This window comes from Companilactobacillus bobalius, assembly GCF_009764355.1.
Window position 1 is genome coordinate 40,602 of the sequence record NZ_LNUA01000077.1, and the last position, 23,345, is coordinate 63,946.

The 23,345-nt window shown below is 34.7% G+C and carries 21 protein-coding genes; 19 read left to right on the forward strand and 2 right to left on the reverse strand.

Annotated elements, in window-relative coordinates; all coding sequences use genetic code 11:
* The first annotated feature begins 33 nt into the window (after positions 1-33).
* From ATN92_RS16620 to ATN92_RS16630, 3 genes are all read left to right on the forward strand, one after another.
* Positions 34-1,482 (forward strand): glycoside hydrolase family 1 protein, encoded by a 1,449-nt coding sequence (locus ATN92_RS16620; protein WP_056954121.1) that lies wholly within the window; start codon positions 34-36, stop codon positions 1,480-1,482.
* A gap of 72 nt (positions 1,483-1,554) precedes the next feature.
* Positions 1,555-1,761, forward strand: a complete 207-nt coding sequence (locus tag ATN92_RS16625; protein ID WP_056954124.1) for a hypothetical protein — start codon at positions 1,555-1,557, stop codon at positions 1,759-1,761.
* Positions 1,762-1,873: 112 nt separating this feature from the next.
* Positions 1,874-4,069, forward strand: coding sequence for an SLAP domain-containing protein (locus ATN92_RS16630; protein ID WP_056954127.1), 2,196 nt, complete (start codon positions 1,874-1,876; stop codon positions 4,067-4,069).
* A gap of 33 nt (positions 4,070-4,102) precedes the next feature.
* On the opposite strand, the gene ATN92_RS16635 is transcribed toward ATN92_RS16630, so the two are convergent.
* Positions 4,103-6,439 carry an HAD-IC family P-type ATPase gene (locus tag ATN92_RS16635; protein ID WP_056954129.1) on the reverse strand — a complete coding sequence of 779 codons (2,337 nt, stop codon included), beginning with the start codon at positions 6,437-6,439 and terminating at the stop codon, positions 4,103-4,105.
* Positions 6,440-6,526: 87 nt separating this feature from the next.
* On the opposite strand from ATN92_RS16635, the gene ATN92_RS16640 reads away from it, so the two are divergent.
* The 9 genes from ATN92_RS16640 to ATN92_RS16680 all read left to right on the forward strand — a co-directional run bounded on the left by ATN92_RS16640 (position 6,527) and on the right by ATN92_RS16680 (position 17,152).
* Entirely contained in the window at positions 6,527-7,189 is a 663-nt protein-coding gene (locus ATN92_RS16640) for an HAD hydrolase-like protein (protein WP_056954131.1), read from the forward strand.
* A 2-nt stretch (positions 7,190-7,191) separates the two neighbouring features.
* Positions 7,192-8,007 (forward strand): hypothetical protein, encoded by an 816-nt coding sequence (locus ATN92_RS16645; RefSeq protein WP_056954133.1) that lies wholly within the window; start codon positions 7,192-7,194, stop codon positions 8,005-8,007.
* Positions 8,008-8,015: 8 nt separating this feature from the next.
* Entirely contained in the window at positions 8,016-8,360 is a 345-nt protein-coding gene (locus tag ATN92_RS16650) for an iron-sulfur cluster biosynthesis family protein (protein ID WP_056954135.1), read from the forward strand.
* A 76-nt stretch (positions 8,361-8,436) separates the two neighbouring features.
* Positions 8,437-10,077: a putative glycosyltransferase family protein gene (locus ATN92_RS16655; protein ID WP_056954137.1), complete on the forward strand. Its 1,641-nt coding sequence runs from the start codon at positions 8,437-8,439 to the stop codon at positions 10,075-10,077.
* Positions 10,078-10,155: 78 nt separating this feature from the next.
* Entirely contained in the window at positions 10,156-11,865 is a 1,710-nt protein-coding gene (locus tag ATN92_RS16660) for a 6-pyruvoyl-tetrahydropterin synthase-related protein (protein ID WP_143444168.1), read from the forward strand.
* Positions 11,866-12,087: 222 nt separating this feature from the next.
* A complete protein-coding gene (locus ATN92_RS16665; protein ID WP_056954141.1) occupies positions 12,088-13,515 on the forward strand; it encodes a glycoside hydrolase family 1 protein in 1,428 nt (475 codons plus the stop codon).
* 29 nt (positions 13,516-13,544) lie between these two features.
* Positions 13,545-14,384, forward strand: a complete 840-nt coding sequence (locus ATN92_RS16670) for a PRD domain-containing protein (protein ID WP_056954143.1) — start codon at positions 13,545-13,547, stop codon at positions 14,382-14,384.
* A 17-nt stretch (positions 14,385-14,401) separates the two neighbouring features.
* Positions 14,402-16,282 carry a beta-glucoside-specific PTS transporter subunit IIABC gene (locus ATN92_RS16675; RefSeq protein ID WP_056954145.1) on the forward strand — a complete coding sequence of 627 codons (1,881 nt, stop codon included), beginning with the start codon at positions 14,402-14,404 and terminating at the stop codon, positions 16,280-16,282.
* A 117-nt stretch (positions 16,283-16,399) separates the two neighbouring features.
* On the forward strand, positions 16,400-17,152 hold the full coding sequence (locus ATN92_RS16680) for a class I SAM-dependent methyltransferase (RefSeq protein WP_056954147.1): 753 nt from the start codon (positions 16,400-16,402) through the stop codon (positions 17,150-17,152).
* Positions 17,153-17,221: 69 nt separating this feature from the next.
* Here ATN92_RS16680 and ATN92_RS16685 read toward each other — a convergent pair whose 3' ends face one another.
* Positions 17,222-18,610: a hemolysin family protein gene (locus ATN92_RS16685; protein ID WP_056954149.1), complete on the reverse strand. Its 1,389-nt coding sequence runs from the start codon at positions 18,608-18,610 to the stop codon at positions 17,222-17,224.
* 225 nt (positions 18,611-18,835) lie between these two features.
* Here ATN92_RS16685 and ATN92_RS16690 point away from each other — a divergent pair, with 225 nt between their 5' ends.
* From ATN92_RS16690 to ATN92_RS16720, 7 genes are all read left to right on the forward strand, one after another.
* Positions 18,836-19,414 carry a MerR family transcriptional regulator gene (locus tag ATN92_RS16690; protein WP_056954150.1) on the forward strand — a complete coding sequence of 193 codons (579 nt, stop codon included), beginning with the start codon at positions 18,836-18,838 and terminating at the stop codon, positions 19,412-19,414.
* A 121-nt stretch (positions 19,415-19,535) separates the two neighbouring features.
* A complete protein-coding gene (gene gnd / locus ATN92_RS16695) occupies positions 19,536-20,435 on the forward strand; it encodes a phosphogluconate dehydrogenase (NAD(+)-dependent, decarboxylating) (RefSeq protein WP_056954152.1) in 900 nt (299 codons plus the stop codon).
* Positions 20,436-20,490: 55 nt separating this feature from the next.
* Positions 20,491-20,907 carry a fluoride efflux transporter FluC gene (locus tag ATN92_RS16700; protein WP_234032619.1) on the forward strand — a complete coding sequence of 139 codons (417 nt, stop codon included), beginning with the start codon at positions 20,491-20,493 and terminating at the stop codon, positions 20,905-20,907.
* Positions 20,904-21,245: a fluoride efflux transporter FluC gene (locus ATN92_RS16705; protein ID WP_056954154.1), complete on the forward strand. Its 342-nt coding sequence runs from the start codon at positions 20,904-20,906 to the stop codon at positions 21,243-21,245. Before ATN92_RS16700 ends, ATN92_RS16705 begins: the two co-directional genes overlap by 4 nt.
* Positions 21,246-21,255: 10 nt before the next feature.
* Entirely contained in the window at positions 21,256-21,678 is a 423-nt protein-coding gene (locus ATN92_RS16710) for a DUF805 domain-containing protein (protein ID WP_056954156.1), read from the forward strand.
* Positions 21,679-21,762: 84 nt separating this feature from the next.
* Positions 21,763-22,329 carry an SOS response-associated peptidase family protein gene (locus ATN92_RS16715; protein WP_056954158.1) on the forward strand — a complete coding sequence of 189 codons (567 nt, stop codon included), beginning with the start codon at positions 21,763-21,765 and terminating at the stop codon, positions 22,327-22,329.
* A 9-nt stretch (positions 22,330-22,338) separates the two neighbouring features.
* Positions 22,339-23,169 (forward strand): methyltransferase domain-containing protein, encoded by an 831-nt coding sequence (locus tag ATN92_RS16720; RefSeq protein WP_056954160.1) that lies wholly within the window; start codon positions 22,339-22,341, stop codon positions 23,167-23,169.
* Positions 23,170-23,345 lie beyond the last annotated feature (176 nt).

The window sequence follows — 23,345 nt, forward strand, 5'->3', positions numbered from 1 at the left end:
TATAAATATAACGAAATTGAAGGAGTAGAGACTATGACAGAATTTCCAAAGAACTTTTTATGGGGTGGAGCTACTGCCGCCAATCAATATGAAGGTGCCTGGGATGTTGATGGCAAGGGAGCAAGTACAGCTGACCTTTTGCTAGGTGGAACTTATGAGAAGCCACGTGTATTTACTAAAGATTTGCAACCTGATGGCTATTATCCATCACACGAAGGGAGCGATTTCTATCATCACTATAAAGAAGATATCAAGCTATTAGCTGGTATGGGCTACAAGACTTACCGTATGTCAGTTGCTTGGACAAGAATTTTCCCTAATGGTGATGACGCTGAACCTAACCAAAAAGGTTTGGATTTCTATCGTAATGTTTTCGAAGAATGTCGCAAATATGGAATTGAACCATTAGTTACGATTTCACATTACGAAATGCCTTATCATTTAACAGAAGCTTATGGTGGCTGGGACAACCGTAAAGTTATCGATTTCTATGTTAAATATGCCAAGACTTTATTTACAGAATACAAAGATTTAGTTCACTACTGGTTAACATTTAACGAAATCAATATTGGTATGATGTTTGGTGGCTACATGTCATTAGGACTACCAGTTAAAGATGGTGCCGCTCCATTCAACGGTGAAATGACTGATGAAGATATTCAAAACAATCTTCAAGGTTTACATCACCAATTCGTTGCCAGTGCTTTAGCAGTTAAAATTGGTCACAAGATCAATGCTAAAAACATGATTGGTTGTATGATTGCTGGTAATGTTAACTATCCATTGACATCAAACCCTGATGATATTTTGAAAGCTCAACATGCTAACGAAATTAACAACTACTATTGTGGTGACGTTCAGGTTCGTGGTGCATATCCACACTTTGCACAACGTTTCTGGGATGAACACAATGTTAAATTGAACATCACAGCTGAAGATGCTGAAGTTCTTAAAGAAGGAACTGTTGATTACTACACATTCAGTTACTACTCATCAAATGCTTTGACATCAGATCCAAGTAAAGCCGAAGCCGCAGGTAACTTCTCAACTGGTGTTAAGAACCCTTACCTTAAGTACAGCGAATGGGGCTGGGCAATGGATCCTAAAGGACTCCGTTGGTATCTAAATGATGTTTATGGACGTTATGGAATCCCTGTTATGGTCGTTGAAAATGGCTTAGGTGCTCGTGATACTGTTGAAAAAGATGGATCAATCAATGATGATTATCGTATTGAATATCTACAAGGCCATATCGAACAAATGAAAGAAGCCATCAAAGATGGTGTTGATTTGATTGGATACACTCCTTGGGGCTGTATTGATTTAGTATCAGCAGGTACTGGTCAAATGGAAAAACGTTATGGTTTCGTTTATGTTAATCGTGACGATAATCAAGAAGGAGATTTCAGCCGTACACCTAAGAAGAGTTACTACTGGTACAAGAAAGTTATCGAATCAAATGGTGAAGATTTGAAAAATTAATAAGCGTCTTAATTGCGTAACGAGGGATTTGCTTTCATAATTGACTTAGAAGTTCAAAAAGAGGTAGTCGTTATGAAAGATAAGGTTCCCAAAGTTACTTTAAGAATTTCGATATTAGTTTTAGTATTGATAACAATTTTGTTGCTGATCATGAGACAGCCACATGCTATTTTGGCAATGTTCGCTGTGATAGTACTATCAATTGTTTATTTGATTGGTATGGAAAAAAATCATGAAGATTTTATGCAACATCATAAACGCGAGGAAAAATTCAAATAATAATATGAAATTAAAAGGGAGACACTTTTCTGTAAATGTGTCTCCCTTTTACTGTTATAACTGCTATTCTAGAGGTGTAGATTCATATAAAATATCAGGGAGATATGTTTTTATGAAAAAATATAGAATGGTAGCTTTAGCTGGAATATTGCTATCAACCACAATTTTGGGAGCTAATACTTCAGTTATTAAGGCAACAACCAAATCAAAAGAAATTCATGTCAAAAATGAGTTAACACAAGCAACTAATACTTCATCTGATGCGGCAGTAGTTGGTAAACAAAAATTTTCCGATTTGAAGGATGGCCAAACATTAAAGATTTCACCAATCTTTCAAGAGGATGTAGATAATAGCCGTGCAGGGTATGCAACTCTGTTACAAAATAAACTGGGAATTGTTGATGATAAAGGAAATTCATTGACGATGACAATTGAGCAGCGTGACAAGCAAACAAATTTTGCTACAAAGGTTAGTTATAAAGATGGTAAGCAAACTAAGGCCATTAACTTAGAATATAATTATTTCAAACCCGAATTGAGTTCAGAACGACAGGATCCAATGAATTATAAAGGGGACAGTCTACCAAGCAATTTTATGGATGCAATTACTAGTGGAAAGAATTTAAATAATGCTGGTACTAACGTGCCCAAATCATCACACAATAGAACTGATTTAAATGGACATAAGGACGATGTTGAAACTGAAATAACCCATATGAGTTCCGATATAGATACTAAAGGTGGAGAGATTGAATTTACTCCTACTGATGTAACTTATGGTGTAAAAGGGGATTCTTTAATTCGACACGTAAAGATTTTTCAAGAGCCGGATTGGAATCAATTAGCTAATCGAACTTTACAGTTGAATGATAAAGATGGTTTGAGTAAACCAGTTACGATTACTGATTCTAACGGTAATAAGTACTCTGTTACTATGAACTCCGATGCGATTAATATTACTGAACCTGGTCAATATAAAGTGACATATGAAGCTACCGGTATTGATGATAGTGGAAAACCAGTTATTGATGAGGGAAGTCACGTTGTTGGTAATAATATTGTTTATACAAAACGAGATCAATTAATAACTGTTTCTGGTGATAAGACACAAGTAAATTACAATCTTATTATTAAGGATAAGAAGACCGGTAATGTTATTGATACTCAATCTGGACAAGCAGTGGATGGCTCGACTGTGACGATTGATACGTCTAAGCTTCCTAGTGGTTATACATTAAGTGACGCTCAAAAGACCTTCAAAGTAGATGCTAAGAATCCATCTAAGACTATTGAAATTTCTAAGAATGTTAATTATAACGTTAAATATTTAGACAAGGATACTAATCAACAAGTAGGTAAAAATGTAACTGGTGTAGGTAACGAAGGCAGTTCAATTGTTTTGCAGGCACCGAGTGGATATGATTTTGCGGATACTTCGGATATGATATTGACCTTAGACAGTCAGGCATCTCAAAAGACTATTTATTTAATGAAAAAGGCAGCTCCTAGTATTCCAGTTGAAAGATTGAATTATACGATTCAATATAAGGATTCAGCTACTAGTGAAGTAGTTGATAAGACGACAGGACAGGGTAATTTAGGAGATTATATCAACGTTGAAGTACCCAATGGTTATAGTTTAGCCGATCTGTCCTCACATGGCTTTTTGCTCAATAAAGAGAATATGACTTTTACCAGTTATGTAACTAAGGCTAATACATCTTATAGTATTTCTTACATTGATGAGTCCACTAACAAAGAAGTAGGAACTCAGACAGGTAGGGGAGCCGACGGTGCAAATCTCAATTTGAAAGTGCCAACGGGTTACGCTTTGGTCAACGCTAACGATGCTATTTATCAGATTAATAGTGGCAATAAGAATGTTAAAATTTCCGTGAAAAAAGTAGCTGACAGTGATGATTTAGGATTGGTTTCAACTTATCCTGATGGTGGTTCCGTCCAAGTTTATGATATTAATGGAAAAGCTGTAAATGTTGAATTAGGCCAAGCAAGTGATTGGGTAACTGATCAATTAAAAACCATTAATGGAGTTGAATACTATCGAGTTGCAACTGATAAATACATTAGGAAAGATAGGGCTTATAAGTATGTACCATTTAGTGATGTAGTTACAACTTCGAAAGAAACACCGGTATATGATTGTAAAGGCAAGGTAAGTACTGAAAAGGTGTTAGCTAAGGATACACCTTGGTACACCGATCGAATTGCTAAGATAAATGGAACTAAAATGTATCGGGTAGCTACTAATATGTGGGTTAAAGCCAGTGAAGTACATTTGGAACATTAGAAAAAAACTCAATCCGTTTTTGGATTGAGTTTTTTACTTCCAATTAATTTTAGAAAATACTCTTCGACCCAGGACTTCACGCATGAACATGAAGAGAGGCCAAGCTGTTAAGAAGATAGCAACGAAGAGGTATGTGTACTGTAATGTCAAAATACTCTGTAATCCGAATGCTTTATTTCCAAAGATAAAGGTAATAATGAATAAAACAAACGAAATACCAATCATAACTTGTTTTCTGACTATCAACGGATTACTGATGGAAATCAAAGCACAGTAACCGATAATACCGATGGTGAAAACGCAAAGAGTTGAAGTTGTCGCAAAATTATAATTAAAGTGTCGACCTAAAATTGAGATTGCTACGATAAAGATGATATTGCAGATAGCTGACGGTAAGGCAATTTCCATAACGTTTCGCATGAAACGTCCAGCTGGTGGCGTATAGTTTGGTTCCAAAGCTAAAATGAATGTTGGAATACCAACTGTTAAAGCGTTGATTGGTGTTAATTGAGATGGTTGGAAAGGATAGCCTGTTCCTAAAATAATGAAGAAGATCGACAAAACAACGGAGTAAATTGTTTTGATTAGGAATAAGGAAGCCACTCTTTCAACATTATTGATAACACGTCGACCTTCATTGAGCATGAAAATCATTGAATCAAAGTTACGATTTAAAAGGACGAAATCGGCTGAGGCTTCGGCAGCATCACTTTCACCAGCAATAGCGATACTACAGTCAGATTGGCGCATGGCTAGAACATCGTTAACACCATCTCCAGTCATACCAACAGTTAGACCATTATCTTGCATAGCCTTGATTAAATCGGCTTTTTGACTAGGACGAACTCGACCAAAGACTTTATATTTTTTGACTAATTCATGGTAGTCTTGGTCATCTGTAACGCTGCTCATATCAATATAACTATCGCCAGTAGCGATACCGGCTTGTGCAGCAACATTAGCGACTGTAACTGGATTATCTCCAGAAATAATTTTTAAATCGATTCCTTGATTCTTTAGATATGAAAAAGTAGAAGGAGCCTGCGGTCTAACTTCATCGGAAATCAATAATAAGCCTAGAAGAGTTTGTTGAGAATCTTCTTTAAGAATGGCAATGACACGGAAACCTTTTTCGGCTGCATGCTCAATTGTTTGAGTTACCTCGGAAGCAGGATTCTTGATAATAAATTCAGGGGCACCCATAATGTAACGAACGTTTTCTTCATCTATAAACCCAGAATATTTGGTTTCAGATGAGAACGGAATAACTTTTTGAACCTCAGTTTGAAAAGCTTCAGCATTTAAATTTTTAATAGCTAAAGCAGTGGCATTAGTTTCTTGGGTAACGTCGACGATTTCAGTAGCGATAGCTTGAACTTTTTTGACATCTAGATTGTCATAAGTAAGTGTCTTTTTAACAGTTAACTTACCAGTGGTGATTGTACCAGTTTTATCAAGGCACAAAGTATCAACTCGAGCTAAAGTTTCAATTGCACTCAACGAACGAACCAGAATGTTACGTTTGGATAGATTATAAGAACCAGTAGCTAAAGCCACAGCAGTCAATAGAACCAAACCTTCTGGAATCATTCCGATAACGGAAGCGGAAGTACCCAAAATTGATTGAGCTACGTCTCCATTCTTTAAGAATGAGCGGAAAAATAAAAGAAGTCCAATTGGAATGATAGTGTATGTTAAAATCTTAATGATATTATTAATTATTTTCATTAAAACGCTAACAGATCTTTTTTCCTTACCAACAGCGGATGACAATTTAGAGACAAAACTTTCATGACCAACTTGAGTCAGTTGAATTTTAGCTTGTCCAGCGATGGCAAAACTACCCGAGAAGACTTCATTGTCAATTTGTTTGGTGATGGTATCGGATTCACCGGTAATACTGGATTCATTGATTTGTAGGCCATTAGAATAACGAACGATTCCGTCAGCGGGAATTGTATCACCACGTTTAACCATAACGATGTCGTCTTCGACTAATTGGTCAATTGGAATTTCTTGTTTACGTTTATCACGGATAACGGTAAAGTTTTGAGTATTGACCAGACTAATTTTATCGACGGTGATTTTAGCTCTAATTTCCTGATAACTTCCGATAATAATGTTAGCAAGTACGGGTCCTAAGAAGAACAAGTTCCGATATGAACCAGTCCAGAAGATTAGGATGGCGATGATCAGGTTTAAGAGATTGAATAATGTGAATAAGTTATCGGCCAAAATTTTTGGGATTGGTCGAGATAATTTTTTGATTTGGACATTTGTCAGCCCTTTTTGAACTTGAGTAGCGACTTGCTGACTCGTTAGTCCATCTTCGAGGCTGGTATATGTTTTCGGCTTTTTTATTTTTGCCATACTCTACCTACGACTGTTAGTTATTTTTAATTGAATGCTATATAATCTTTACATAACTTAAATTTAACATAAAAGGATGAATTTAATTTGAACAATTTATTTTTTGATTTGGACGGAACCATTATTAATTCTGAAACAGGAATTATGAAAAGTTTGAGATATATGTACCAACATACCTTGGGATATATTCCTCATGATGATGCGACTTTGCATACTTTCATTGGACCAACTATAGGTGCCTCACTTCAAAAATACGATCATTTAGCACCAGATGATCCGTTGATTAATCAAAGTATAGACGCCTTTAGGGAATATTATCAAGATGAAGGTTGGATGGAGTACACTGTTTATGATGGCGTTTTGGAGATGCTTCAAGAATTAAAGGAAGCCGACAAGCAATTATTTATAGCCACGTCTAAGCCAGAAATTTTTGCCAAAAGAATTATTGACCAATTAAATATGAAAGAATATGTCAGACACGTTTTTGGTGCAGCTGAAGATGAGTCAGTTCGTTCATTAAAAGAAGATGTTATTTCTTATGGAATTGACAAAACTTCTGTTGAATTAGATACAAAGAATCTTGTTATGGTTGGGGATCGTAGCAGTGATATTGTAGGGGCACATAAAAACAATTTGAAGGCTATTGGTGTTACATATGGTTTTGGTGACTATGACGAATTAAAAGCCGCTAACTCTGAATGGATCGTCAACAAGCCTCAAGAAGTTGTTAATCTAGCTATGGAGAAATAATTATGAGCAAGTCATTGTCTTACAATAGACACGGTTTTACATTAATTTTGTTATCAATTTGTTTGATGGTAATCGTCTTTTTGGGAATCACTCTGTCTACGGTTTTAAATAGTAATTACGTGAAAAAAGTGGTCAGTAGCGAGGCAAATGTAACTTTGATCAAGAATTATACTAATCAAAGATTGGGAAGATTGGTCAACAGTTACTCCATTTCGACTAATTTATCATCTGTTAACTTAACTAATAAAGATGTCAAAAAGATAATTAATACCTCCGTGGATGAGGTGTATAGCGATGACTCGCAATTAACTATCGGTAGCGCCATACTAGCGACCATCAGCACTAAGTTAAAAGCTGAGGCCCAAAATTATGGTTTAAATATCGATAATGAAATTGATACAGTTATTAAAAGTAATGAAGATTTGATGAACCAAATTGTGGATAATGATTTAGGACCGATTGAAACGGTGATTGTTAAAATTCAAACTATTAAAAAATTAATTAAGATAGTCATGGTTGCGGCAGCTGGAATTTTTATTTTATTAGCAATCAGGTTACGTTCTAAAGTTGGTTCTAATATGTTGTTCTTCCACCATTTGGGAACGGTTGGTATCTGTACTTCGATTCTGTTGGCTATCGTATTGGGGTGTGTCTACTATCCACTGCAAGATATTATTGTAAGCAATATCGACTACAATGTTAGGGATGTATTATACAATGTCCTCAATGGGATATTCCTGAGTTACATAACAATTATATTTATGGTATTTATCGTCAGTCTGATCGATTGGGGTAGTACGATGAAATATAAGTATTGAGGTCGATAATGAAAATTGAAGTAAGCAATGAGGCTCAAACTAAATTACAAAAATATATTGATGCAGGTAAAAAACTGCTTTTGGATCTGGACGATGGTTTCGGTCGTTTTTCAGATGAGGGAACTTGTGCACTTTTAACGAAGTTCCGAATCATCATAGTTGATCCAACAGAGGACTTGTCTGATTACACAGTTCATCTCGACAGTGCTTTGGGGACGATTTATTTTAAAGATAGTGCAAAAGATTTCTTGGATGATTATATGAAATTGAAGGTTGACCCTAAGACACAACTGTTGATCTTTAGTAATTCTAGAGAAATAATTGATAAAAGTGTTAACATTATCAACCATTAAAATTGAATAGAAAATATCTTGAGGGAGTTTGGAGACGTATGTCTTCAGACTTCCTTTTTTACTTTAGGCAGAAATTATGAAAAAAACTTTTGAACAACACAAAATGCTTTTCATTTGGTTATTATTTCTTGTTATGAGCGTCATCATTATTTATATAACTGATTTAGCTAACGGTCATATTTGGTCTTATTTGGATGTTGATACTGACGGAAGATTTCATGTGTTGAGAATTGAAGGACTATATCAAGCTTTAAAGCATGGTCAATTCTTTCCAACTGTGAATATGTCATTTATGAATGGTTTCGGTTATATTGCCAATATCTTTTATGCTGACCTTTGGCTTTATCCAGCGGCCATTTTAAGATTGATTGGTCTGACAACAGCACAGGCTTTCGTGACATATTATGTCATACTGAACTTTGTTACCTTTTTGATAGCTTTTTATACTTATCGTTACGTTAGTCATAACGATACTAAAAGCTTATTATTTAGCTTTATCTACACTTTGAGTGCTTATCGGATTTTTGATATGGTACGTAGATTTGATGTAGGTGAGACACTGACATTAACTTTTCTGCCAATTGTAATTCTGGGAGTCTATGAGCTTTTTTATGCTGATGCTGATAAGTGGAAGTTCTTGGCTTTGGGAATGACAATGGTCATTTATGCCCATGCACTATCACCAATATTGATTGGAATCTTCATATTTTTCGTGATTTTATTTAGAATCAAAACTTTGATTAAAGAACCTCAACGGATTGTGAAATTGATTTATGCGGGGTTAACTGCTGCAGTATTGAGTCTGGCCTATTTCTTACCGATGTTTGAACAGTTGCATCAGACAAAATTTAAATTGACTTCACCACTAGTCGACGTTGCTCAGAGGAGTAATTCGTTTAAAGATATTTTGACTTGGAGTTTTACGAATAATCTTTATCAAGAGGGAATCGGGCTAGTCTGTATCGTCGTTGCTTTAACTATTCCATTTGTCATTTGGAAAGAAAAGAATTCAGCAGTACGTGACTTTGCAATCATTGGTGAAATATTTTTAGTGATGACGACAAATTTCTTTCCTTGGAAAATTTTGGAAAATACTCCATTGAAGATAATTCAGTTTCCTTGGCGGTTAAATATGTTGATTACGATTCTATTCAGTACATTTTTAGTTGCTGATCCGTTACATTTATTTGAAAAAAGAAAATGGCAATTCGTTTTCGTTGGACTGGTAGTTTTACTTACTTTGGTTTCGGAAGCAAATCTAATCAGAAGTTATCCTAATGAATATGATACTTATACTTCTTTTAATCATTTAGATTCTTACAGTATCGGTAGCGGTGAAGAATATTTACCTAAAGAAACCAGTTTAACTGAATTGCGTTTAACACCTCACGTTCCTGTGATTAAGGATGGTACTGTAAAAATTACCGAGTTCGCACAGGAGGGATCACAATTAAAATTTAATTTTACCAACGCTAAAGAGGCTAAGATTAGCTTGCCAATTATCGGTTATTACGGTTATTCATCTAAAAAGTCACTTGGCAATGTGTCAGCCTTGAAAATGAATTTGAGGACGGGCTTAGGTCAAGTGACTCTAAATGGTCAAGGGGTTGTTAGGGTTGAATATGTTCAAACATGGATTCAAAAATGTAGTAGAATTGTTTCGATATCTAGTTTATTGATCTTATTTGTTACTTTTTATTTTAGAAAAAAAGAATGAAAAAATAAGTATCTTTTACAAGAGGCTAGTTAGTATAATAAACGTATTGTGTTTATTACTAAGAAAGGTATTTTCGTTATGCAATTAACATTTTTGAATAAAAAGAATTGGAAAAAAGTTGCAATCATCGTATTTACAATTGCACTTTTCCTACTGGTCAGCATTTTGGCCGTTTATCAAGCACAGATTTTTCAAGGCAAGATTTGGTCATTTTTAGGAACGAGTGATGATCGATTCCACAATATGAGAATTGAAGGATTATATCATTCATTGCTGCGCCACCAGTACTTCCCATTTATCAATATGTCGTTCATGAATGGTTTCGGCTACATTGTTAATATTTTTTATTCTGACTTTCTACTTTATCCAGCTGCATTCTTACGTTTAATGGGTTATTCAAGTGCTCAAGCAATTGTCGGATTAAATATTCTATTAACATTCTTGACGATGGGCGTATCTTTCCTTTGTTTCTATAAGATCAAGAAAGAATATTGGAGTAGTCTGGTTTTCAGTTTCGTGTATACATTATCGACATATCGAATGTATGATGTTCTATATCGTCATGATTTGGGTGAAGTGGGAGCATTCATTTTCTTACCGATAGCATTATTAGGTATTTATGAAATTTTTTACGGTGAACATAAAAATTGGTTGTATCTAACTTTTGGTATGACTGGAATTATTTATTCACATGCAATTACACCAATATTGATGGCTATTTTAATTGTTGCGGTAGCGCTTTGCCAAATTGGTGAATTGAAGAAAACACCAACTCGTTTACTTTCTCTTTGTTGGGCTACGATTTGTTCTTTGTTGTTAACGGCAGCCTATTTCTTACCAATGTTGGAGCAAGTAAAGCATACTAAATTTATTTTGACACAATCGAATTCTAATCTAGTTGCGGCTGCAGCTGATTTTTCCGATATGGCTCATTCAAGTTTAAATAATGCTTATAATCAATCTAATCCTGGGATTTTGATGTTTTTTGCGGCAATAATCGTGTTTATTTCCTTGAGTAAAATTGAGAATAAAGCTGTTCGTGATTTCTCATTGATTGGCGCAGTAATGTTGCTCTGCAGTACTAAATTGTTCCCTTGGGAGCTCTTGAATAAGACACCAATCAAGATGATTCAATTCCCATGGCGCTTTTATATGATTGCTTCATTATTGTTGGCAGTCTTTGTCGCCGCTGATCCGTTGGGAATATTTAAGAAGAGAACGATGAAGACTTTATTGATAGTACTCGTTATGTTGTTAGCAATCTCTTCGGAATATCGTTTGGTAAATGATTCGCCGCTTCAAAGAAATACTTATGAGGCCTATAGTAAGTCGGAACCTTATAGTATTGGAGCAGGTCAAGAGTATCTTCCTATAGGAACTAATTTGAGCAAACTACAAAGAAGTAAGCACAAACCTCAAGTAACTAAAGGAAAAGCTAAGATTACCAATTTTAAACAGTATGGCACACGTTTAAGCTTTAATTTCAAAAACGCTAAACATGCCAAAGTTGATTTGCCAATTATCGGTTATTACGGTTTCCAAAGCACGCAATCAAAGGGTAAAGTATCCAAGTTACGTGTAGATAAAACTAATAACAACTTGGCCCAAGTAACAGTCCACGGCAAAGGTAAGGTAGTAGTTGATTACTTTGAGACAACGACACAAAAGGTAGCTCGTCGTACTTCATTCTTATCATTACTAGTTATTATCGCAGTACTGTTTATTAATAAATTGAATTTAATCGACTTCAGTAAAATTGAAGGCTTGAAGAGTAATAAAGAAAAATAATATTCGGCAAATAACCAGTCAACTTTTTGTGGGCTGGTTATTTTTTGTTATCAAAAATGTATATTTGACAATTATGTAAGCGCATTATATTATTAGAACTAGATATTAATACGGAATGTTACCTAATAGACCTTTAGGGCATGACCGTACGCTTTTTCATTAAATGGAGAAAGTGTGCCGTCATCCCTAGAGGTCTTTTTTGCGTTCCATTGGAGGTTTAGTATGAATAAAATAAAAAATAATTTTCTTTGGGGTGGTGCGATTGCCGCAAATCAAGCTGAAGGAAGCTTTAATAGCGATAATAAGGGATTAAGTACAGCAGATATTCAGCCATATTTACCAAATGCACGTCCAACTGAGTTACATTTTAACGATTTGGATAGAGAACATTTTAATGAATATAAAAATGGTAATTATCATTATCCAAAAAGAAGTGGAGTTCATTTTTTTGAGAGATACAAAGAATATATTGATAAATTGGCAGAGATGCACATAGAGACATTGAGATTGTCTATAGCTTGGACTAGAATTTTTCCAAACGGAGATGAAGAAGAACCTAATGAAAAAGGACTAATTTATTATGACCATCTATTTGAGTATATGAAGGAGAAAGGGATTGAACCAATAGTAACAATATCTCATTATGAAATGCCTTTACATTTAGTTGAAAAATATAATGGATGGTCGGAAAGAAAGACTATTACTTTTTTTGCAAAATATAGTGAAATAGTATTAAGAAGATATCAAAAATTAGTTAAATATTGGATAGTTATGAATCAAATAAACTTGTTTGATAGAGAGGGCTTCGCATCGCTAGGGATTATTGATGAAAAGGATGGTAAATATCAAAGACAACAATATATAGCTTTACATAATCAATTTGTTGCTTCAGCTAAAGTGAAGAAAATAGCGAAAGGGATTAATCCAAAGTTAAAAATTGGGGTGATGCTTGCTGACAATTTAACAGTACCTTATTCATGTGATCCTAAAGATGTGAATGCAAGTTTTGAGTATAATCGAATGCAATATTTCTTTAGCGATGTGTTATTGCGAGGATATTATCCTCAGTATGCATTAAACTATTTCAAAGATAATGGTATTTCAATCGATATTACAGATGGGGATAAAGAAATACTAAAGGAAAACACCGCTGATTTCCTAGCCGTTTCGTATTACTGGTCACATACAGTTAAAGGAGATAGTGGTGATGGAAAACCAGTAATCGTAGATAATCCTAGTCTTAAAAAGAATGACTGGGGTTGGTCTATTAATGCAAATGGTTTGTACATATGTATGTCCAATTATTGGGACAGATACAGAGTTCCAATGATGATTGCGGAGAATGGATTAGGATTTAATGATGAGTTAACAGTAGATCAAAAAGTACATGACGATTATAGAATTGATTATCACAAACAACATATTGAAGCAATGATTAGAGCAATTAAAGATGGAGCAGATATTTTTGCTTATTGTTCATGGGCACCGTTTGATATTGTTAGCGCAGGTACAGCGGAAATGAAAAAGAGATATGGTTTTATATATGTCAATTACGATGATGAGGGTAATGGAAATGGTGCGCTCATCCCAAAGGATAGTTTCTATTGGTATAGGGATGTGATTGATTCTAATGGATCAATGATAAACTAAGTATTATCGATCAGAAAGGGGACATAAAGATGCGGATAAAGAAAACATTTAATAATAATGCTTTGTTGGCAACATCAAAAGGGCAAGAATTTATTGTTTTGGGTAGTGGTATTGCTTTTCAGAAACATTTAGGGGATGAAGTAGACCAAGCCAAAGTTGAAAAAATTTTTACCGCATCTAAGTTCTCACACTTTAATGGATTTTTGGATTTAGTTAATGCAATTCCGGAAGTCTATTTCAATATTTCTGCAGAAATAATGCTTGTGGCTGAGAAGAAAATGAATACTAAATTTGATTCTTCTGTGCTTATTGCATTAATCGACCATATTCATTTTGCCGTTAAACGTCAGGAAAAAGGGATTACAATCCAGAATAATCTTTTATGGGAAATTGAAAAAATATATCCTAATGAATTCGAAATTGGAATAAAAGCAATTGAAATCATTAAAAGGGAAACAGAAGTACTTTTACCTAGAGATGAGGCAGGATTTATTGGATTGAAATTTGTCGAAGGTGGTTCGGATAGACAGACCAATGTAAACGAGAATTTAAAAATTACAAAAGATATTGTCGATATAATTCAATATAAAGTTGGAAAAACAATTAATAGTGAATCAATTAGTTATAGAAGATTAATAACTCATTTAAATTTCTTATTAGTAAGGATTTATGATTTGGATAAATCGGCGGGTAATAGTGACGACAATATTGAATTGTTAACTACGATATCTTCAACATATCCAGATGCTTTTGAAATAGCGAAGAAAGTTCAGTTATATATTCAAAAGCAGTTAAAAGTCACAGTATCAGCAAATGAGTTAACCTTTTTAACTATACATATTCAAAGAGTAATGAAAGAGAATATTTAATATTAGAGGGAATAAACATGGATTATACAAATTTGGCTACTAATATTATTAAAGATGTTGGTGGAAAAGAAAATATTAATGATGTTTGGCATTGTGCAACAAGGTTGAGGTTCAAGCTTTCAGATGAATCTAAGGCTGATACTAATCATATTGAATCATTAAACGGAGTAATCACAGTTGTGAAAAGTGCGGGACAATATCAGATTGTAATTGGTAACACTGTAGGAGATGTATTCGATACTCTGAGTGATCAATTAAATTTGAATTCCAAAAGTAAGAAAAAAACTGAAGAAAAAAAAGAAAAGATTAACCCGATAAATTCATTGATGAGTTTTGTTTCTGCTGTTTTTACACCATTTCTAGGTGCATTGGCTGGGGCAGGTATTCTAAAGGGCCTTCTTACACTTGCAACAACAATGAATTGGTTGTCAGCTAATAGTGGGGCATATAAATTATGGTATGCAGCAAGTGATTCTATCTTTTACTTTTTACCATTATTTCTGGCATTTACAGCAGCCCAAAGATTAAAAGTGAACAAGTTTGTTGCAGTAAGTTTGGCCGGAGCAATGATTTATCCCAATTTAGCTACGGCCGCAACAAAAGGAGTAACCTTAGGATTCTTTGGATTGCCTGTAATACCGGTAACATATACCGCTTCGGTATTTCCCATTTTGTTAATTGTATGGGGATTATCTTATTTAGAGCCTTTATTGGATCGGATTTTTCCAGAATCAGTGAGAAATGTTTTAACTCCATTAGTTATACTAATAGTAATGTTACCATTATCAATGGTAGTTATTGGACCGGTTGGTTCTAGCATTAGTCAAATATTAGCAACTTTACTTTCAGTAATGTATAACTTTTCTCCAATGATAGCGGGTGCAATTTTAGGAGCATTACATCAAACAATTGTAATATTTGGTGTTCATTGGGCACTAATTACATTGATGATTAACAATGTTGCTAATCAAGGTTATGATCAGTGGCTTCCAATCATATGTGGGGCTGTATTATCTCAGGCCGGAGCCGCTTTAGGAGTGTTTTTAAAAACAAAGAATTCAAAGATGAAAACATTAGCCGGATCGGCCTTCATTACAGGACTTTTTGGAATTACAGAACCAGCTATCTATGGTGTGACGTTGAAATTAAAAAGACCGTTTTATTGTGCAATGATTGCATCTGGTATTGGTGGAGCAGTTATAGGGGCAGCACAGGTCCATGCATCAACGTTTACTTTCCCTAGTTTATTAGCAATACCAACGTATTTGGGTAAAGGGTTTGTATCCGAGATTATAGGATTGTTAATTTCATTCTTCGGAGCTGTTGTACTAACTTATATATTTGGAGTTAAAAATGATGATTCTCAAAAAGAAGAGAATGTAGAAAAGGATAAAGATATAATTGTTGATCAACCCGTTCAAGGAAATCTGATTTCACTTAGTGAAGTTCATGATCCCGTATTCTCAAGTGAAGCTATGGGTAAAGGAATAGCAATTGAACCAACGAATGGTAATTTGGTATCTCCAGTTAATGGAAAGATAAGTGCAGTATTTCCTACAGGACATGCAATTGGAATAACGAGTGAAGAAGGTACAGAGTTACTGTTACATATTGGTATTGATACAGTTAAATTACAGGGAAAATTCTTTAAGACACTAGTGGAACAAGGACAAAAGGTTGTTACTGGTGAGAGCCTTATTAAATTTGATTTAGAAAGTATCAAAAAAGAAGGATATGATTCTACCGTTATGATGATTGTGACAAATAGTAATAATTATGATTTTATTGAGACTAAATTAGAAAATTCAAAACAAGAGTTTCCCTTGGTAATTACTAAAAAGAAAAATCTAAACGGTAAAGAAATTAATAATAATGTAACAATTCCTTTGAATGGCTAATAATAAACATTTTTAGATAGAGAATAACCGGTCAATGTTCAGTTGACCGGTTTTTTTGTTGTTATGGAAGAATATTAATTCTATAATTATAGAAATTTTACAAATGGGGGGAAGCTAATGGATTATACAAAGTTTAATTCTAAAATTATTGACCAATGGGTCGAAGAAGGTTGGGAATGGGGCAAACCTATTTCACACGAAGAATATGTTAAGGCTCAAAAGGGTGAATTTAGAATGGTTTTGACACCTAATCGAGAAATTCCCCGTGATTGGTTCCCAGAATCGTTGATTGGTAAAAAGGTTTTAGGTTTAGCTTCGGGCGGTGGACAACAAATGCCAATATTAGCTGCTTTGGGTGCCGACTGTACAGTCTTTGATTATTCGCAAAAACAATTAGATGCTGAAGAAACAGTTGCTAAACGTGAAGGATATGATATAGAAATTATTCGTGGTGATATGACTAAGCTTTTGCCATTTGCCAATGATAGTTTTGATTTGATTATTCAACCAGTTGCTAATTGTTACATTGAAGATGTTCAACATGTTTGGGAAGAAAGTCATCGTATTTTGAAAAAGGGTGGTCGCCTATTGGTAGGTATGGATAATGGTATCAACTATATCTTTGATAAAACGGAAACCAAGCTCTATCATGCCTTACCCTACAATCCTTTACAGGATGATAAAATTAAAGAGGAATTTCCTTTAGAAGAAGATGGAGTTCAATTTTCACATACATTGGATGAACAGTTGCGTGGTCAAATTAAGGCTGGTTTTCAAATTGTTGATTTATATGAAGATACTAATAGTGAAGGTAAACTTCATGATTTCAATATTCCGACATTTTGGGCTAGCTATTCTGTGAAAAAATAAAATACATTTCATTTTATTCAAAAAAATAGCCAGTAACTCATAATCGAGTTACTGGCTATTTGTCTAGTTTCAATCTTTTAAATCATCAACATCTGTAAGTGATGCTAAATTATCTTGTTTAGTAACGGCTGTTTTATCAACTGAAACTTTAAACCAGTTAACGAATCCGTGATCGAATTCAGCAACCTTAAACTTAAAGTTATCCATCTCGAACTCAAAATCCTTTTGAATGTTAGGATACTTTTCAATGATATAACCACCAACAGTGATGATATCAGAATCTTGGAATTCAGGAATATCGGACTTGAAGTAACGTTCGAAATCGTAAAGTGTTGTTTTACCAGAAACATTGTAAGAACCATCAGGATTCTTAACGATATATTCATCGGAAACATCATCGATTTCATCTTTAACAGTACCAAACAATTCTTCGTAGATATCTTTATCAGTAACGATACCACTTGTTCCACCGTACTCATCAACGACGATAACGATAGGTGTTTGTTTCTTGATCATCTTAGATAAGATATCTTGGATAGGCATTGTTTCAGGAACGGTATTAACAGATCTTAGAATACGACTGATGCCAACATTACCGTCGACTTGATTTTGGCGGACAATATCGTAGGCATATACATAACCTAAAACTTTATCCTTATCATTGTCGGCAACAACAGGGAATCTTGAGAAACCTTGTTGTAAGTAATCCTTGATAACGTCTTTAACTTTATCGGTAATGTCGACAACGTAAAGACTAGTTCTATCAACCATAATGTCTTTAGCAACTTTATCATTTAGCTCGAAAGCACGTTGCATGAAGATAACATCGTCAGGCTCCATATCGCCACCCTTAATAGATGACTTAGAAAGTCTGAGAATTTCTGATTGAGAGAAAACTTCATTTTCAGAATCAGCTGGTTTCATTCCCATCAAGCGAACGATACCTGAAGCAGACACGTTTAATAACCAAACGAATGGATAAACGGCAATGTGGAAGAATCTCAACGGTGTAACGACAAGCATTAACATCGTCATTGGCATATCGATTGAAATGTTCTTAGGAACAATTTCTGTCAAAACAACTTCAAGATATGTTAGTAAAAGCACACCAACAATGGAACTAACAGCATGTAAACCGCTACTACCACCGGCAGAAATATGGGCGACACCCAATACTTCTACTAATAGGTATTCAATTGTACTTTCACCGATCCAACCTAAGATGATACCAGCGATACTAGTACCAACCTGTGTTGTTGATAAATACTCATTGAGGTTGTTGACCATCATAAGAGCACGTTTTAATTTTTTGGTATTACCATTACCCTTTGAAATTGCATCTTCTAGTTGACTGGATCTGGTTTGTACCAAAGCAAACTCAGCAGCAACAAAGAAGAAAGCAAAAATGAAAGTAAGTAAAATGATAATGAAATTTGTTGTAATTGTAGAACTTGACAATATATGATTTCCCCTTCTGTTCTTGTAAGATGAATTATACACCAAAGAAAAACCGACTGTGTCGGCTAAGAGTAAATATTTTATTAATACATCTTTAGTATATCCAATTTGAAGGTTAAAATATAGCAAGGATGATTTTAATTTAGACTACATCGATTTTGTAGTTGAACTTCACAATTATTATTTTTATAATGAAGAGAATGAAACAACCTTGGGGGAATCCTTTTGACTAAAGTAAAAAGCAACAATTTATTAACTCCTGCACAAGCTGCTAAAGATTTAGGGATAAGTGTAGCTACACTGCGTAAATATTCTTTGATCGTTGAACGCACGACTGAGAATAGTAAATATTTTGAACGTAATAGTCAAAATAATCGTTTGTATACGCAAAAAAACATCGAAGATTTTAGAGAAATGGTTAAGTTGAGCCATGGACCTAAAATGACTCTGGAAACGTCCGCAATGCAAATTTATCCAACTTCTGAAGTGAAAAAGGATAAAGTTGAGGATGGACAACAAGAAGCAAAGGTTAAGGAATTACAAGTAACCGTTGCTAAATTAGAGTCTGAAAATAAGAAACGTGAGCTTACAATCAAAGAATTGCAAGGCGAACTTAATGACGCTCAAAAAGCTAAGGAAGAACTACAGGTTGAACTAGATACCTTGAAGCAACAAGCAGAGGAAAAGGTTCAAAGTACGGATTCTAGTGCTGATGGCAATAATAATGAAGAGATCAAAGAACGCGTAAACGAAAAGGTTAATAATGATAAAAAAGGTCACTGGTGGAACAAGTTCATGGGCTAGGCAGCCAATTAAGTCTATGATATCAACCTTTTAAGCAATCGGGTCGTACCAAAATGTTGTTTTTGGTGCGGCTTTTTTATGTATAATTAATCCTTGTGATAACAATTTAGGAGGATTAATTTTGAAATTAGCAATGATTGGGTTAGGCAAGATGGGAATCAATTTGACTGAGAATTTGATTCGTAATGGAAACGAGGTAGTTGCGTTCGATTTAAACGACGCTGCCAGAAATGATGCCTCAACACTAGGTGCACAAGTAGAACAAACCTTGGAAGACGCTGTTAAACAATTACAAGCTCCACGTATCGTATGGGTAATGTTACCAGCAGGGAATCCTACAAATGAAACAATTGATAAGCTTAGCGAAATTCTTGATCCCAATGATATTGTGATTGATGGTGGCAATTCATTTTTCGAGAATTCATTGAAACATAACCAAATCTTGAAAGATAAACAAATTAAATTCTTTGACGTCGGTACTTCAGGCGGTATGAGTGGTGCTAATCGTGATGGTAACTTCATGATTGGTGGCGACGATGAAAAAACTTTTGAATATATCGAACCAATTTTCAAAGGAATTGCTCAAACAGACGGATACTTGTATACTGGAAAGGCCGGTAGTGGTCATTATCTAAAGATGGTTCACAATGGTATCGAATATGGAATGATGCAAGCAATTGCTGAAGGGTTCGATGTTTTGGCACACAGTCAATTTGATTATGATAATGAAGCTGTTGCTAAAGTTTGGGAACACGGATCAGTTATTCGTGGTTGGTTGATGGAATTGACACAATCAGCATTTTCAAAAGATCCTAATTTGAATGAAATAAAAGGGGTAATGCACTCCTCTGGTGAAGGTAAGTGGACTTTGGAAGAAGCCTTGAAATTACAAGTACCAACACCAGTTATTGCAGCATCGTTGATGATGCGTTACCGTTCTTTGGAAGATGATACCTTTACCGGTAAAGTCGTGGCTGCCTTGAGAAATGAATTTGGTGGACATGATGTCGATAAAAAATAATAATTAAGGAAGCTTGCCGTTGACAAGCTTTTTTTGTTCTTGAGGGTGATTTTTTATGGTGAAGGAAAAAGGTAAAGTGTTTTTGCTTCTCTTAATTGGAGCATTTATCGGTAGTAATCTTCGTTATGCCGAGAGTTTAATTTTTAAAACGAGTGACGGTTTTCCTCTGGGTACGTTAATAGCAAATTTGAGTGGGGCTTTGCTATTACCATTTTTGATTCATTATTTACAGGATCGTTACAACTTGTCCTCACAAGTAGTTTTGACCTTAAGTACAGGTCTATTAGGTTCTTATACAACTTTTTCAACATTTACGGCTGATACTTATCGATTGTATGAGAACGGTCAATGGCAATCCCTACTGATATATTTAACGTTTACACTTGTCGGTGGCTTCTTATTAGCTCTATTAGGTAACTATTGGGCAGCTGGTCAGGCATTTAACGACTATGTAAGGAGTAGACGCAAATGAACTTTTTAATTGTAGGTTTTGGTGCTGCTATTGGTGCCTTTATAAGAAATGAATTAACTTTATTGCAATCCAAGATTCCGGTTGATTTTCCCGTTATAACCTTACTGATTAATATCTTTGGTGCCTTGTTGTTGGGAATATTCACTGCAAAAATTCATAATGGTGCGATATTATTACTACTAGGTACTGGATTTTGTGGTGGTTTTACAACTTTTGGTACCTTCAGTATGGAGTTAAGTCAGTTGTGTTTCCAACACCGTTTGTGGAGATGTCTGTTATACTTTGTTTTAACTTATATTTTCGGTATTTTAGGATTTATCGTTGGAATTCATATTTAGGAGAAATCAAATGCAAATGAAAGAACACGTATGGAATGAAAGTTTTCATCCAGGAATTATTTCTTCCACAAAATTATATTTTCAAGATTTATTTGTAGGTGCTAAAAGAATGAGTCGTAAGGATTTTTGGTGGGGCTTTTTAGGAATGACTATTGTGGCCGGAATCATTATGGGAATTTTAGCTTTTGTAATTACAAAAATGCCAATAACTGATTTCTATTGGAGTTCAATTGTCGGTGTAGCGTTGGCGATAACATTCGGATATTATATGATTTCTATTTTCACAGCCGTTATTAGAAGATTGCATGATAGAAAGATGCATGGCTGGTGGGTATTGTTACCAATAATTCCATTTTTAGGCGATATAGCGTTACTAGTATTGTTATGTTTGTCACAAAAAGATTTGGGAAATTCCTGGCCCAAAAATATTTAACTTGCTTTCAACATAAAAATCAATTCTAATTGGAATTGATTTTTTTTTGTTGCATAATTGTAAAGTAAAAGCGGGAGGACAATTATGTGTGGACGTTATATGTTTCAACCAGATCAGAATCCTGAAATAAAACGAATTTATCAGTTGGCGATCGATGCTGGGTACAATCCTAAGGTTGGTGAAGTTTTTCCAACTGATGAAACGGCGTTGATTATTGCTGGAGAAAAAATGGTAAGAGTCGTCGGCATGAAATGGGGTTTCCCAGGTTTTAAAACGGGACAATCAATTATCAATGCTCGTTCAGAAACGGTTCAACAGAAGCAGATGTTTGCGGACTCTTTTAAAAAACGGCGTTGCGTTTATCCGACAACTGGTTTCTTTGAGTGGAATAAGACAAAACAGAAATATAAATTTAATTTCAGTAATGACCCCGAAACACTTTTCATTGCAGGTTGTTACAATTATTTTGATGGTGTGGCGCAGAGTATTCTTTTTACCACCCAACCGAATGAATCGATGGTCAAAATTCACGATCGAATGCCATTGATCTTAACTAAAAATCAAATTAATGCCTGGATATATAACGATGATTTTGCGCAAAAATTTTTAGATAGTGCGATGCCTCAGTTAATATCGAGAGCAGAAGAATAGGTGCTTTTAATGAATAATAAGATTCAAAAGTTTAATAACAGTGATGAATATTTCCAATGTCCCATTTGTGGTGAAAAATTGGATTTAGTGGGAAATAGTCTGATTTGTGATCAGAATCATACCTTCGATATTTCCAAAAAAGGTTTTGTCGATTTCGTATTAAATAGTAAGCAACAGAAAAATTATGATTTGGAATCATTTGAGAATCGTCACTTGGTTTTGGAACACGGAATGTACGATCATATCGCTGATAAAATTGTTAAATTGGTTCAGAATCTTAATATTCAAAGTACACTCGATGTCGGTTGTGGTGAAGGCTATTATTCAAAGAAGATTGCTGAGTTAGAGAATAAGGATGTCTTTGCTTTTGATATTTCAAAAGACTCAATTCAATTGGCAGCTAAGGGGCCTAATACGCCGGTGGAATGGTTTGTTGGTGATTTAGCTCATTTGCCAATACAAGCTCAAAAAATTGATGGAATCATTGATATCTTTTCTCCTGCCAACTATGGCGAGTTCAGTAGAATTTTAAAACCAGCAGGGTACGTTTTGAAAGTTATTCCTAATGAATATCACGTTCAGGAATTACGTCAGCAAGCTAAGGATCAGTTGAAACAAGAGAAATACTCCAATCAGAAGGTTTTAGATTACTTTGAGGAACATTGTACGTTAGTGGATCAAATTGACGCTACAAAGACGTATAACGTCTCTGGGGAAGAACGAAATGCCTTTATCAATATGACACCGTTATTGTTCAACGTTGATAATAGTTTGATAGATTGGAATCAGGTAAAGCAAATAACAGTTGGATCAACAATTTTAGTTGGACAAATTAAATAAGATAAATATGCTTATATTTCCGTCTTCCAAAAAATTGGGAATGCATTGGAACGCTATGGACACGACTTGAGGCTAATAATTTTACACTTTGTGTAAAATTATGGATCTCCAAGATCGGTCTCATTGTAAGTGGCAAGCCACTAACAATGATTTCATAGTTGAATGCATTCCCAATT